The sequence below is a fragment of the Metabacillus litoralis genome (assembly GCF_020524045.1).
GTDB lineage: Bacteria > Bacillota > Bacilli > Bacillales > Bacillaceae > Metabacillus > Metabacillus litoralis_C.
Map to the genome: position 1 here is coordinate 36,937 of NZ_JAIVKL010000010.1, position 15,482 is coordinate 52,418.

The 15,482-nt window shown below is 33.7% G+C and carries 12 protein-coding genes; 2 read left to right on the forward strand and 10 right to left on the reverse strand.

Going from position 1 to position 15,482, the window contains the following annotated elements; translation table 11 throughout:
• Nucleotides 1-69 precede the first annotated feature (69 nt).
• Nucleotides 70-816, forward strand: a complete 747-nt coding sequence (gene nagB / locus LC076_RS15610) for a glucosamine-6-phosphate deaminase (RefSeq protein ID WP_226670034.1) — start codon at nt 70-72, stop codon at nt 814-816.
• Between the two features lie 410 nt (nt 817-1,226).
• On the opposite strand, the gene LC076_RS15615 is transcribed toward nagB, so the two are convergent.
• From LC076_RS15615 to LC076_RS15640, 6 genes are all read right to left on the reverse strand, one after another.
• On the reverse strand, nt 1,227-2,021 hold the full coding sequence (locus tag LC076_RS15615) for an ABC transporter ATP-binding protein (RefSeq protein WP_226670035.1): 795 nt from the start codon (nt 2,019-2,021) through the stop codon (nt 1,227-1,229).
• Nucleotides 1,996-2,991 (reverse strand): ABC transporter permease, encoded by a 996-nt coding sequence (locus tag LC076_RS15620; protein WP_226670036.1) that lies wholly within the window; start codon nt 2,989-2,991, stop codon nt 1,996-1,998. Before LC076_RS15620 ends, LC076_RS15615 begins: the two co-directional genes overlap by 26 nt.
• Before the next feature lie 12 nt (nt 2,992-3,003).
• The gene (locus tag LC076_RS15625) at nt 3,004-4,017 is read right to left on the reverse strand and encodes an ABC transporter substrate-binding protein (protein WP_226670037.1); all 1,014 of its coding nucleotides are present in this window, start codon (nt 4,015-4,017) and stop codon (nt 3,004-3,006) included.
• Nucleotides 4,018-4,327: 310 nt separating this feature from the next.
• Nucleotides 4,328-5,884: a fatty acid--CoA ligase family protein gene (locus tag LC076_RS15630; RefSeq protein ID WP_226670038.1), complete on the reverse strand. Its 1,557-nt coding sequence runs from the start codon at nt 5,882-5,884 to the stop codon at nt 4,328-4,330.
• 542 nt (nt 5,885-6,426) lie between these two features.
• Nucleotides 6,427-7,419, reverse strand: a complete 993-nt coding sequence (locus LC076_RS15635) for a lipoate--protein ligase (protein WP_226670162.1) — start codon at nt 7,417-7,419, stop codon at nt 6,427-6,429.
• A 13-nt stretch (nt 7,420-7,432) separates the two neighbouring features.
• Nucleotides 7,433-8,170 carry an MBL fold metallo-hydrolase gene (locus tag LC076_RS15640; RefSeq protein WP_226670039.1) on the reverse strand — a complete coding sequence of 246 codons (738 nt, stop codon included), beginning with the start codon at nt 8,168-8,170 and terminating at the stop codon, nt 7,433-7,435.
• A gap of 258 nt (nt 8,171-8,428) precedes the next feature.
• Between LC076_RS15640 and yhfH the strand changes: the two genes are divergently transcribed.
• Nucleotides 8,429-8,563 (forward strand): protein YhfH, encoded by a 135-nt coding sequence (yhfH, locus tag LC076_RS15645; protein ID WP_146949485.1) that lies wholly within the window; start codon nt 8,429-8,431, stop codon nt 8,561-8,563.
• Nucleotides 8,564-8,712: 149 nt separating this feature from the next.
• Here yhfH and LC076_RS15650 read toward each other — a convergent pair whose 3' ends face one another.
• From LC076_RS15650 to LC076_RS15665, 4 genes are all read right to left on the reverse strand, one after another.
• A complete protein-coding gene (locus tag LC076_RS15650; RefSeq protein WP_226670040.1) occupies nt 8,713-9,732 on the reverse strand; it encodes a LacI family DNA-binding transcriptional regulator in 1,020 nt (339 codons plus the stop codon).
• 434 nt (nt 9,733-10,166) lie between these two features.
• On the reverse strand, nt 10,167-11,150 hold the full coding sequence (gene guaC / locus LC076_RS15655; protein ID WP_226670041.1) for a GMP reductase: 984 nt from the start codon (nt 11,148-11,150) through the stop codon (nt 10,167-10,169).
• Between the two features lie 554 nt (nt 11,151-11,704).
• The gene (gene amt, locus LC076_RS15660; RefSeq protein WP_226670042.1) at nt 11,705-13,996 is read right to left on the reverse strand and encodes an ammonium transporter; all 2,292 of its coding nucleotides are present in this window, start codon (nt 13,994-13,996) and stop codon (nt 11,705-11,707) included.
• 325 nt (nt 13,997-14,321) lie between these two features.
• Complete coding sequence (locus LC076_RS15665; RefSeq protein WP_226670043.1) at nt 14,322-15,068, reverse strand: DeoR/GlpR family DNA-binding transcription regulator; 747 nt, start codon at nt 15,066-15,068, stop codon at nt 14,322-14,324.
• Between the last annotated feature and the right edge of the window lie 414 nt (nt 15,069-15,482).

Sequence of the window (15,482 nt, forward strand, 5' to 3'; positions counted from 1 at the left end):
ATACTATAGATGGATAAGCAGCCTTACCTCTCATAACTCATTTGAAATAGATGAAGGAGATGATAATTAGTGAAAATCATTACAGTAGAAAATTATCAAGAAATGAGTCGCAAAGCTGCTGAATATATCGTAGATAAAGTTATTAGTAAACCTGACCTAAATCTTGGTTTAGCAACAGGTGGCACTCCTAAAGGTGTATATAAAAACATTAAAGAAGATCACAAAAAAAATCATACATCTTACGAACATGTGACAACCTTCAATTTGGACGAATATATTGGTCTTAAGCAAGAAGATCCAAATAGCTATTATCAATACATGTATGAAAATTTATTTAAGCATATTAATATCTCATTAACTCAAACTAATATTCCTTCAGGTTTAAATGAAAACATTCAAGCTGAGTGCACTGAATACGAAAGAAAAATCGTTGATGCAGGCGGAATTGATTTACAGCTTCTAGGTATAGGAAGCAATGGTCATATTGGTTTTAATGAACCAGGAACTCCGTTTACAACAAAAACCCATGTAGTTGATCTAGCTTTATCTACCAAAAAAGCAAATGCGCGATATTTCGATAAAATAAATGAAGTTCCATCTCAAGCAATTACAATGGGAATTCAAACAATTATGAACAGCAAAGAAATTCTCCTCTTAGTCTCTGGAAAAGCAAAACAAGATGCAATGGTTAAATTACTAAGCGGTGTTGTGACAGAAAACTTTCCAGCGTCCATTTTAAATCAGCACCATAATACAACAATCATTGCTGACGAAGAAGCTATGGAACTTGTTAAAAATATGAGTTATGTACGCTAATGAAATGAACTGCAACTGATGTTTCACACTTAAGTTAAAATTCAGGCTGTTTAGTTTTCGTAAATTAGTGTTGCTGTTAATAACTTGAAGGAAACAGCAATGATATAAAGGTTAGTAGCTACCTTTCTTCTTAGACAAGTACCGATTATACCTGAAAACACATTAGGTAATAGGTGCTAGATACTAATGTTATATCAATAATCAAGAAAGCCTTTCTCTATGATCGGAGTTTTAAAATTACTTTTATAGCATTTTAGTGGAATGGAGCGGAAGACACTTGACTCCTGCGGGTGCAGTGGAAAGCAAGTGTCTGCAGCGAAATGCAACGAACTAGTTACAAGTTTAGAACATAACTAAAACACAAATAAAAAAGGTACATGTCCCTCAACCAATGTGGGACATGTACCTTTTTAAATTAGTAATGCTTTATCAGATAATGAGCTATCTGATTTAATTTTTGAGAACTCCTCCAGTAATGAACTTACTGTTAAGCCCTCTTTCTGTTTTCCTTCAGCTTGGAAAACAATGTTACCACTATCCATCATAATCAATCGGTTTCCTAAATCAACAGCTTGTTGCATATTATGTGTAATCATCAAAGTCGTCAGATTACCCTTTTCAACTAGCTTTTTCGTCAAATTAGTAATCAACTCTGCTCTAGATGGATCAAGTGCTGCTGTATGCTCATCCAACAGAAGAATATCAGGCTTTGTAAATGTAGCCATTAACAAAGACAATGCTTGGCGTTCTCCCCCAGATAGTAACCCAACTTTAGCAGACAATCGATTTTCTAATCCCAATCCTAACATCTCTAACTGTTCTTTAAAGAAGGTTCGGCGTTTAGAGGTCACACCAGGCTTTAATGTTCGTTTATGAACACGTGAATAAGCAATAGCTAAATTTTCTTCAATTGTTAACGTTGGAGATGTACCAGCCATTGGATCCTGAAACACTCGGCCAATATAGCGTGAGCGTTTATATTCTTGAACATCAATCATTGATTTCTCTTTAATAAGCACATCACCGTCATCAGGAGTAATTCGCCCAGCTATGACATTTAGTAAAGTCGATTTCCCAGCACCATTACTTCCAATGACAGTAACAAAATCACCTTCATTTAAAGACAAATTTAAGGAATTTAACGCTATTTTTTCATCAACAGATCCTTCATTAAACACTTTATATATTTGATTTAATTGTAGCATCGCCTACACCTCGCTTTCTGCGTAAGCCTTTTTTCCGCTTATCTTTTTGTTTATCAATTATTTGTGGAATAACTAGAGCTCCAATGACGATACATGCTGTAATCAGCTTCATATCACCAGTTTCAAAAAAGTTCACTCTAAGTGCCATAGCAACAATAATACGATATAATATTGCACCGATAATAACAGCAATTGTTGCTTTCACGATCGTTTTTGTCCCAACGATTGCTTCTCCAATAATAACTGACGCTAAGCCAATGATGATCATTCCGATCCCCATACCAACATCACTAAATCCATTGTATTGAGCAATGAATGCACCTGAGAAAGCAACAAGAGCATTTGATAATCCTAAGCCTACAATTTTAAGCATATCAGTGTTAGCAGAGAAGCTTGTAATCATATTTTGATTATCACCAACAGCTCTAATTGCAAGTCCCAGCTCAGTTTTCAAGAAATAATCTAAGATATATTTAATAACAAAGATTAAAATTATCATGATAATAACAACAGACCATGTTTTAGGAACAAATCCTTCAAGTCCAATTGAAATGAACAGCTGTTGGAGGGCTGCGTCAATTCCAAGCTTATTCCATCCCTCCAAAAGCTGTGTGAAAACTGTTTCTTCTTGTAATAGTGGTACATTTGATTTACCCATGATTCTAAGATTAATAGAATACAGGGCAATCATCATCAAAATTCCCGATAGAAGTGGATTGATGTTTCCTTTTGTATGCAGCACCCCAGTGATACAGCCAGCTAAAAAGCCAACGATTAATGCGACTAAAGTGGCAAGAAAAGGATTTACACCATTAACAATTAAAACGGCACTTACCGCTGCACCAGTAACAAAGCTACCGTCAACTGTTAAATCTGGGAAGTCTAATATTCGAAATGATAGGTATACTCCAAGAGCCATTATCGCATAAATTAAGCCTGACTCTACTGATCCAAATAGGGCTGTAAACATCTTTCATCACCTTTATTCTAGAATTTCTGCTTCTTCTTTCCATTCTTCTTTAATTTCAATTCCCATATCTTCTGCTGCTTTTGCATTAATTTGTAATTTAAGCTTTTGTGGATACTGAACAGGAATTTCATTTGCTTTTTTCTCACCATTTAAAATGCTAACAGCCATTTCACCAGCTTCAAAACCGATATCATAGTAATCAAAACCGTATGCAGCAAAGCCACCGCGTTCAACTGAATCTAATTCTCCAACAAATAATGGGATATCAGAATCACTAGCTACACCAATAACACTTTCAAGAGCTGAAACAACTGTGTTATCTGTAATTACGTATAAAGAATCAACTTTTCCTATTAAAGATTCTGTCGCTTGCTTTACTTCTGCAGATGTTGATACAGATGCTTCAACAACCTCTAAGTCTGTTCCTTCCATTGCTTTTTTCACTAATTCGATTTGAGCAACAGAGTTTTGTTCACCAGAATTATAGATCATTCCGACTTTATTGCCATCTATGTTTTCATCTATAAATTTCACAGTATTAGGAATTGCATCTGGATGTGTGTCTGTTGTACCAGTTATATTTGCACCTGGCTCTTCAAAGCTAGTTACCAATCCACCACCGATAGGATCTGTTACAGATGTAAAGATGATCGGAATATCAGTTGTTGCATTTAAAGCACTTTGTGCACTTGGAGTTGAGTTAGCAAATATTAAATCTACTTTATCTCCAACGAAATTATTTGCAATCGTTTGGCTATTATTTTGATCTCCTTGAGCAATTTGCACATCATACTCTACTTCTAAGCCCTTTTCCTCTAAAGCAGCTTTAAATCCTTCTAATGCCGCATCAAGTGATGGATGCTCAACAATTTGGTTAACACCAATTGTGTATGTTTTTGCTCCTTCAGATCCAGAGCCACTTCCTTCTTTCGTTCCTTCAGATGATGATTCACTTGAACCACATCCTGCTAATGCTAAAAAACTAGCTAACATAAGACTCGAACCAATTTTCCAACCTTTATTCATATTAAACTCCCCTTTTTAACGTTTCTATTTTTTGAATAATCCCTTTTACGCTTTTATGCTTTCATTGATTAAATTATACAGAAAAAGAGAAATAGTTCAATATTTTTTGAATATTTTCATAAATTTTCTTTTGTATTCAAACAGTATAGTTAGAATTCCAAAAATAATTTACCTATCTAAAGTTATTGAGAGAAAGCTTTAATAATCAATATCAGAAGCATTTTTGACAAAAAATAAAAAACACAAATACCAGAATGATATTTGTGTTTTTTCGGAAATTTCTCCTATTCTATATAATTCTACTAGTATACTATTTTTGTAAAACCTGATCTTTTAATGCTCTTCTCAAAATTTTACCTGTTGTATTCTTTGGTAATTCCTCTAAAAATTCAATAGAGCTTGGCACTTTATATTTAGCTATATGTTCCTTACAATAGTCAAGAAGCATTGCTTCAGTTACTTGATCATTTTTCACTACTACAAAGCATTTTACTGCTTCACCGAAATTCGGGTCTGGTATACCCAAAACAGCTACTTCAATGACATCTTCATGATTATATAGTACTTCCTCTACTTCACGAGGATATACATTATAACCACCAACAATGATCATATCTTTTTTTCGATCAACAATATAAAAGTATCCATCTTCATCTTTCTTTGCTAGATCTCCTGTATAAAGCCAACCATCTCGAATTGTAGCAGCAGTTTCTTCAGGCATTTTATAGTAGCCCTTCATTACATTAGGTCCTCTAACAATTAATTCACCAACTTGATTAGATGGTAGTTCCTCACCTAGTTCGTTTACGACTTTGTTTTCAACATTAACAATACTCGTTCCGATTGATCCAGCTTTTCTCGGGCGATCAAGGGGATTAAAGCATGTTACAGGTGAAGCTTCTGAAAGACCATATCCTTCTGAAACCATCACATTAAACTTTTGTTCAAATCCAGTTAAAAGGGCAACAGGCATTGATGCTCCACCAGAGATACAAATTCTTAAAGATTTTAAGTCATCTATGTTCGCTTGATCAAACTGAAGTAAGAAGTTATACATTGTTGGAACCCCAGCGAACACAGTTGCTTCATATTTTTTCACTAAGTTAAAAATAATCTCAGGACTAAATCGAGGTACAACAAGCAACGTTGCGCCATTCATAAGTGGAGCATTTAATGAAACTGTTAAACAAAACACATGAAACATAGGTAATGTTGTTACAACAATATCACTATTGGTTATATTTAAATAATTTGCTGTATCAATTGCATTACTATAAAGATTTTTATGTGTGAGCATCGCACCCTTTGGTTTCCCCGTTGTACCTGATGTATATAAGATGACCGCTATATCATCCTCATTTAACTCAGGACCTTGAAAATGAGCATTACCTACAGATAGCATCTTTGTAAACGATTTCATTTTTGTGAAAATAGCAAGACTTGAAACATCCAGATCAGATTTGTTTTCACTTGGCGGTGTTTCACACGTTATAATATGACCTACCTTTGGTAACACTGCATTCATTTTTTCAAACAACGGAATAAGTAAATCCAATGTGATCACAGCTTTCACATCACCATTGTTAATGATATAAGCAATTTCATCTGGAGTATAAATTGGATTAATTGGGATAACCGTTGCCCCTGCGCGAATTGCTCCATAAAGAGAGATAATAAAGTATGGTGAATTCCCTAATACAACGGCAACATGATCTCCTTTTGAAATACCCAATTCATTTAAGCTACTAGCAAATCGGTTAATTGCTCCTTCCAACTCTAAATAGGATGTTTCAGTGCCTTCAAAAATAATTGCTGGTTTGTTACCATATTCCTTTACTGTTTGTGATAACTGTAAAGATAAATTCATTCTCCCACCCCTTAGTAGTAAAAATGAATGAATAACCATTCATTTTTTAGTCATTAAAAAGCATACGGTTTATTACCAGTTTTCTTAGTTGCACTTTTAATAGAATATTGATTTCGATAAAAATAGAACTTAACGAAGCTTTGTGAACAAACTTGCTAATTATACAGAATTCCCCTAAGTCTTGATTTTACTGTCTACTCCGATAAGAACGGAAAAAATATTCTAACTTTATTATATTGAAAGAATTCATATTATTCAATCACCTGGAATTGATTCCATACATAATAGTTCAAAAAAATTCTATGTGTAAAGCTCTTAATTTACTTGTAATGAATTAAATTCAAGAAATAAACAGACCAAAAAGGTCTCAGACTGATGACAAACGTTTGATTTCTTTGTTACTCACCTATGCTGCGATGCTCATTACCAAGCAGGGTAAATACGCTCCTCACAAGGTTTGTGCCTCGAAAGTCAAGCGGTTTAATCAGTCTGATGGTCTTGTACATATACTATGTCTACAAACTGATACCAAAAAGGTCTGTTTAATAGATTAAATTAATAAATTCTGTTTTATCAACATTGCCAAAGTAGTTTTTAATATCGATTTCATTTAGGGCCTTTTCTATAGCCTCTCGATCATAATTTATTCCTGTTAATATACGTTCTACTTCTTCCACATCTCCTACTCCAAAAAAGTCACCGTAAATCTTACAATTCTCGATGATACCCTTTTGAACCTGAAATCTCACATCAATTTGCCCCACCGGAAAGCGATGTGAATGTTGATAATTAAATTTTGGAGATTTCCCATAATTCCAATTCCAATTTTGATAACGATCCTGTGATATTTCGTTGATTTTTTTCCAATCCTCTTCTGTTAAATCATACTTTGGGATTCTTTCTGTATCATTAAAAATTTGGTGTAGTAATAACTCCCTAAACTGCTCGATTGTCATTTTTTCATCAAGATATTCACTAATATTTGCAACCCTACTTCTAATCGATTTAATTCCTTTAGATTCGATCTTGTCTTTTTTTACTTTTAGAGCGGATACAACACTTTCAATTTCAGAATCAAATAACAATGTTCCATGAGAAAACATTCGTCCCTTTGTTGAAAACTGAGCATTACCTGAGATTTTTCTCCCATCACTAGCAATTATATCGTTTCTTCCACTCATTTCTGCTGTTACGCCAATTTTCCCTAATGCTTTCACAACAGGTTCTGTAAACTTTTTGAAATTATGAAAGCTATCACCATCATCTTTAGTGATAAAACTAAAATTCAAATTTCCTTTGTCATGGTAGACTGCACCACCTCCAGAAAGTCTTCTTACCACGTGAATATGCATCTCCTCCACGTAATTTGTACTAATTTCTTCAATTGTGTTTTGATTTTTACCAATAATTATCGATGGTTCATTTATGTAAAATAATAAATAAGATTCATTTGGGTCTAAGTGCTTCACAGCGTATTCTTCTATCGCTAAATTTATTTTCGGATCTGTAATACCTTGATTATCAATAAATAACATTTTTTTGCCTCCTCTAATCTTTACTCCATTGATATCCTGTTGATGCAAGAGAAATTCCCCCTGCATATTCCTTTTTTGCTTCTGTAATCAGATCATGATGATCTCCAAAATGCGGTAAATGTGTTAATAATAGTTGTTTTACATTTGCCTTATTGGCCAAGCGCCCTACTTCAGTACTAGTCATATGACCAGCAGTTGTTCCGTCCTGATTTGCATAAAAGCTACATTCTGCAATAAGCAAATCAGCAGCTTGCGAAAAGGAAATAAATTCATCTTGATAGCTTGAGTCAGCAGTATAAATGATTGTTGAATCACCATCAGATATTTTCATAGCAAAACAAGTTGCTGGATGAATTGTTCGTAAGAAAGAAACTGTAAATGGACCTATTGTTAGTTGTTTCGTGTGATCATACTCGATTCCTTTTGTGGCATCTTTGTAAGATAATTTTTTAAATGCTTCCTGATCAAACGTGTGTGCATAAATTGGTAATGTTTTTTGCTTATTCTGAAGAAGTGAGGTGACATAGCATGCATATTGCAGGGGCCCAATGTCTGCTACATGGTCATGATGATAATGAGATAAAATGACAGCATCAAGCTTATCAATAGAAATACTTTCTTGTAATTTAGATAATACTGCACTTCCACAGTCGATTAATAAGTGGAAACCTTTTGATTCAAGTAAATATCCAGAAGTTGCTTCATTCGCTTCTGGATAACCACCCCAAAAGCCAATTACCTTAAGTTTCATAAAAGATCATCCTCCTGGTTTTTCCTTGTATTATTATCACAATAATTATTATACAAGCTTGTTATCTATTCTTCACGTATTCACTGATTATGAGTCAAGAAGAAAAGAAGATATAGTTATAGACCCATTTTTAGTCCGCTTAACCCTAATATATCAATATTTAACTACTTTGAAAACAAGTTGTTACAAAACAGTTGTTGACACTACCCTAACTGTTATAATACAATGACAGTAACAAAAGACATGGAGGGGTTATACATGATGATTAAATTAACTGAATTTTTCAGAAACTTACCAAAAAAGCAATGCAAGGAATGCGGCAACGAAATCGAAGAACAGCATGAATGTTATGGAAATACATGCAATGAATGCCTACATGTAAGCGATCTCTAAAGTGTAAAATGTGCAGATGTATCTTCAACACCAAAAGCTTCTATTTCTAATGCTACAAGACAAGTGAACACTACCATTTTATCCTCAACTTCTCATTAAAAATGATGAAAAGAAAAAGGATGCTGATTATAACGTAATCAGCATCCTTTTTATGATGTCGCAACTAGATTTCTACGAAACATTGTAGAATCTCGTAATGCTAGCTTTGAAGCAAACTCGTGTTTTTCGAAAGAACGATATTGCTTTTTATGTATTTTTTCATAAATCACATCCATTGCCTTCGAAGCCATTTCCTCTACTGGCAGTATAACGGTAGTAACCCTAGGTTCAAGTAACTCTGTTATCTCCATATTGTCATAACCAACAATAGCAAGATCGTCTGGTAAGCTCCACCCTGCCTTTTTTGCTTCAGCAATAATTCCAGCAGCAACTGCATCACTACCAGCAAAAATGGCTGTGGGACATATTTTCAAGTTCTCTATTTCTCTAAATAATCGTTTTCCATCACCAACAGTGGAAACCCTTTCAAAATAGAGTTTACTTTGAAAATTAGCACCAGCTTCTTCAAGAGCCGCTTTAAATCCCTGCTTTCTAGCTGTCATTCCCTCACTTATATGTCCATTTGAGCAATACGCTATATGTGTATGTCCCCTTTCAAGCAAATGCTTTGCAATCATATAACCACTTTTTGCTTGATTAATATACACCATAGGTATTTCAGCTTGCTCCACAACTTCATTACAAAGAACAATTGGACCATAATTCAAATAAGAATCTATAATCGACCAATCGTTTTCAATAGATGTCATTATCACTCCATCAACCTGCTTCGTTTTAAGGAGGTTTAAATAACTTCTTTCTTTTTGTTTTGAGAATTGTGTTTGACAAATAATTAACTGATAGCCTTTTGCAGAAGCGGCCATTTCTAAAATTTCTATGAGCTGACTAAAAAATGGTGTCGATATTTTTGGAATTAATACAGCAATGATCTCAGACTTCTGATTTCTTAAACTTCTTGCAGCTGAATTCGGAACATACCCCAAATGTTCCATTGCCTGCTGAACAAGCTTTTTCTTTTCATCAGAAACATAAGGATGATCATTCAATACTCTTGATACCGTTGTTCTCGATAAACCCGCTAGCTTCGCGACATCTTCAATGGTAGACAAAATTTCTCCCTCCCCATAGGCTCTATGTTGCCCACCTTGTTTGACCTTTGGAAACGTTTTCATATTTAATTATATGAAAATATCATTTCAATTTCAATCTTTTTTTACATGAATTGTTAATTTAACGTCATTTACAAACAGTTTAAAATAAAGCTATTAGGATTAAAAAGAGTTCTTTCCCTTTAATGACAATAGGATGATGCACTAGGAAAGTCTATGTTTCTTTGCCATTCGAGCCGATGGCGCCTGGAGGTAGACACTAAAGTAAGCAAAAATTTATTTCTTTCTTATCTAGTAAAAAAGATGATCTTAGTGCTACACCTTTAGCACTAAGACCATCTTTTTATGATTCATTTTCTGCTCTGACCTAAACAATGTTTTTGAAAGGCTGTAGATCCTTTTGAAAAGAATAGCCATGTTTTCAGAAAGGGAACTTAATATACTTTATCACCATTAAAAATTGAATTTTTTACAACAACATAATCAACATGTCGAATGGCATCAAGATTTGTTCCACCTGCATAAGAGATAGATGATTGTAGATCTTGTTCCATTTCTGTTAATGTATCTTGCAAAGAACCTTTATGCTCTACAAACATTTTTTTACCCTCTACATTTTTCTTTTCGCCTTTTTGAAATTCTGAAGCTGATCCAAAATATTCTTTAAAAAGCTTGCCATCTTTCTCAGTTGTTTGTCCTGGAGATTCTTCATGACCTGCAAATAATGAACCGATCATAACCATTGAAGCACCAAAACGAATCGATTTTGCAATATCACCATGAGTTCTGATACCACCATCTGCTATGATTGGTTTGCTTGCAGCTTTTGCACACCAACGAAGTGCTGCGAGTTGCCATCCTCCTGTACCAAATCCAGTTTTGATTTTAGTAATACATACCTTTCCAGGTCCTATTCCAACCTTTGTAGCATCTGCACCAGCATGTTCTAGTTCTCTTACAGCTTCAGGTGTTCCTACATTTCCTGCAATAACAAAACTCTTTGGTAAGTGCTTCTTAATATGCTGAATCATTTCAATCACTGCTTTTGAATGACCATGTGCAATATCTATTGTGATAAATTCTGGAATTAGGTTTTCATTAGATAAATTTTCAACAAAACGATATTCCTCTTCTTTAACACCTACACTAATTGATGCGATTAACCCACGAGATTTCATATCTTTAATAAACTTCTCTCTTTTTTCAGGTTCAAAACGGTGCATCACATAGAAATAACCGTTTTCCGCTAAGTAAATCGCAATTTTTTCATCTATAATAGTCTGCATGTTTGCAGGCACAACTGGTAACTTAAATTGATGTCCACCTAGAGTAATACTTGTATCACATTCTGATCGACTATTCACAACACATTTTGCCGGAATTAATTGAATATCTTCGTAATCAAACACATTTTCCATATATAGCACCCCTAAAAACGAATATTAAAATATAATTGTTATATATTGTTCGTACATTAGGTAATTTACATGAATTTTTCTTCCATGTCAAAGTATTTTACGATTTTTTGTAAATTCCTATGTAGCGAGACTATCATTAAGTATTCGTAGATAATAACTATTCATACCTTTTTATAGGCTGTTTCGTAAACTTTGTTGTTTTTGTTTCATTGCGATGTAGAAACTCGGGTTCCACGGGGAGTAAGCTCCGAGACTCCTCAGCAACGCTTGCTCGATTCTCAACACTTTCTCTATTCCCGTAGAAAGTCTTAGTTCTTCCTCTCCATTCCACTCATTTTAAAAATAGGATTCAAAATCAAAAATCTATTTATGATAGATTGCAATAAAAACCCGAACGATTAGGTGGGAAATTAATTCAAATATCACCTAATCATTCGAGTTTATCTTTAGTTTATACTATTGTTCCAGCCTTACGTAAACCTAATATTATCTATGTTTATAACTCAAATATTTTAACAGTTCATCTAAAGTAAAAACTTACTATCTTAACGATTTTAAAGAGATTCAGCTGTTTTAAATTTGATAACCGAGCGATGCAATTTCTCATTTTGCATTTTCATCTTATTTATTTTTTCTACCATTTCAAAGGTTGATTCAAGATTCATTTTCATATTTTGATAAACATGGTTCATTCGAGAAGACATTTCTTTGAAACTATCTTGTTGTTCATATCTTTTTTCTTGAATGGTTGCCGTATCTTTATTTACTCGTTCCAAAGTGACAAGAAATTCTTTCATGAATGCTGTAACTGAAAAAACCTTCTCATCGATTAATCGAAATCGTTTTGGCATCTTTATTAGTTCATTACTTAAAAGCTCAATTTTTGCAGATAATTCAACAACTTCAGAAAACCCTTGTGTTGTTTCATTCGTAGTTGTTGTAATGATTTCTCGTATATCCTCTGTTGCAAGCTTCGATTTCAAAGCAAGCTTTTTAATTTCATTCGCTACGATCGTAAATCCTCTTCCAGCTTCACCAGCTCTTGCCGCTTCAATGCTTGCGTTTAATGAAAGTAAATTGATTTGATCAGAAACTTCTGAAATAATATCAACCATTTGTTTACTTTCATTAGCATCACTCGTGATTTTTTCAATATTTTCATGAAAAGAATTCATTTTATTGTTCACATCTGTATTGATGTCACTAACTTCATGAACAAATGAAGAAATATTGCTAACTTCTTCCTGAATCCAACTTAATTGGTCACCTATTTGTTCAATAGCAGAAAATGCTTGTTGAATTTCTGCAATAACTTGATTTTCAACCTCGATTTCCTTTTCTATCCATTTTTCTGAGTCTTCCACAAATGCATACGTTTCCTCAATTTCCTCCATTTGCAAACTTGCATTCTGCTTTGATTTTTCACTTAATGTTAAAACATGATCTGTTGTGTTAAGTACATAAGATGTTTGTGTTTTCACTTTATGAACAAGCTCATTTAATGTACCTAAAACGGTATTAAACGCTTCGTTTAACTCTGCCATATCTTCGCCTGGCTCATAAACAATTTTCTTCGTTAAATCACCCTTTGCCGCAGCAATTTCATTCATCGCCACAATTGTATCTAAAACAGAAATAGATGCACCATGTTCACTTACATTTAACCCAATCTCTTCTTCTTCTTTACCAACTCTTATTTTCATAGTAAATTTCATTACTCCATAGATTAAAAGCCCCATTCCAAAAGCCCAAACAAAAGCTGTTCCTATTCCAAGAAGCTGTACACCAATTTGTTCTAATCTTGTCGAACGAGCAAGGTTTTCTAAAGGAGCAAATAATGCCAATGCAAGTGTTCCCCATGCGCCACATACACCATGAACAGCAATTGAACCTATTGCATCATCAATCTTAAATACTGAATCGATCGTTCTTATAGAAAATACAACAATGATACCACTAATCGCTCCAATGATTAACGCAAATTCAGGTGTTAAAATATTTGCTCCAGCTGTTACTGATACTAAACCTGCTAAAATACCATTAAGTATATCCTCCACCTGAGGTCTTTTATCTAGTATCCAACTAATGAATAAAGCGGCCAATCCACCACTTACAGCACCAAAGTGTGTATTTAATGAAATAAGTGCAATATTTACATCAGCCACACCTGTTGAGCCAGCATTAAATCCAAACCAACCTAGCCACAAAATAAATACACCTGTCACTGCTAGTACTGCGTTAGACATCGCGAATTTCCTACTTTTACCATCAGTTGTATATTTACCAATTCTAGGTCCAACAATGATCGCTGCTGCTAAAGCTACCCATCCACCAATTGAATGAACAACTGTAGAACCAGCAAAATCTATAAAGCCTAACTTTTCTAACCATCCCTGGCTTTCTCCATTCCACAAACTCCCCCAAGCCCAGTGACCAAATATCGGATAAATGAGTCCACTTATCATGATCGTACCAATTATGTAAGCACTAAATTTAACTCGTTCTGCAATAGCTCCTGAAACAATTGTAGCGGCGGTACCAGCAAAAACAATTTGAAATAAAAGAAATGCCCAATTATAAGGATCTTCCTCTAAGCCTTGTAATAGAAATCCTTCAGCTCCAAACAAGCCTGATACAGAATCACCAAACATTAGCGCAAAACCTACTAATGCAAACACAACTGTTGTTATCAACAAATCAATCACATTCTTTAGAGCTACATTTATCGAATTTTTTGCTCGTACTAGTCCCGCTTCAAGCAAAGTAAATCCTGCCTGCATAAAAAATACCAAAAATGTAGCTATAACGATCCATAAAATATTTACATTCAGTATAATTGTCTCCATAATTCAACAGTTCCCTTCTGATGATAAGTAATATTACCTATAATGTTATATAATATATCATCCAGTGTGAAAATGGGGAATTTTCTGAAAAAATATTTTTTTTAGTTAGAAATTATAACACCAATTTGTAAAAAATGTAATTTTTGTTGATGGATAACAAAAAGGTATTAGATTCATAAAAGGAAAAGAGAATCATTCAAAATTACAAAAAGCTGATACTCAAGATTTATTGAGCATCAGCTTTTATCATTTTTACTTTCCCCTATCGAAGCGAAGCATGGAGTAAACAATAACAATGTTTTTAAAAAACGTTTAACTATATATTTTATACGAAAATGATCTCCGTTTTTTCCTTGTATTTTTGCAATTGAATGGTAGGTTCTCCAGTAGTAATAATTTTTGCTTCTTCAATTCGTGAAAACTTTGAAAAAGAAACTTCTCCAAATTTAGTATGGTCTGCTAATATATAAGATTCTCGTGATAAATGAATAGCTCTTTCCTTGATCTGAGCTTCTTCAGGATCTGGTGTTGTGAATCCAAGGTCATAATGAATAGCATTTGTCCCCATAAAACATTTATCAAAACGGTAATTTTTCAAACTAGTATAAGCATCTCGACCAATCGTTGCTTTGGTCACTTTTTTTACATAACCTCCTATAAAATACGTTGTAAAATCTTTATCTAGTAATGCTTCTAAGTGATCTACTCCATTTGTGACCACAACAATATCCTTTTGTTTTAAATAGCTTATCATCTGATATGTTGTCGTTCCAGCATCTAAATATATACAATCACCTTCATGTACTAATTCTGCTGCAAATTGAGCAATAAGTCCTTTTTCCTCAAAGTTTTTAGTTGTTTTCTCATTTACACTAGGTTCTTCTCGTTTACTTTGTACTAACGAAGCTCCTCCGTGAACCCGTTTTAAATAGTTTTGTTTCTCTAATTGATCAAGATCACGTCTTAACGTTGATTCAGATGTATTTGTTAGATCTACTAACTCCTGAAGCTTGACATTTTTTTTTGCTTTTAAAAGATCTAATATAATTTGATGTCTTTCAGATACAAGCATGCTCTAACCTCCCTAAATACCGCGGTATTACTTATCAATTTATTTTTTATCAGTCAATTTATTTCACCTTAAAAAGGTATCATAATATGTTTAATAAGTCTTTCATTGTGTGCATCATTATCTTCATTCTAATAGTTTATAAGAAAAAATGCATAGTAAATTTTGTAAGTAGTGAGGTCATATCTGAAGGAATACTTTTTATTTTCAACTGTACTACAACTATTATGATAACCTTATCCTCTGGCTTTAAGCCGTTATTTAAACAGCTAAAAAAGAGGCTGTGACATAAGTAATAAAGCTAATGATAAACCCGAATTATTAGGTGATATATCAATTAATCATTCGCCTAATAGTTCGGGTTTTTATTTGCTGTCTTAGATTTATTTTTTAATTTTGGAAACTATTTTTAAGAAC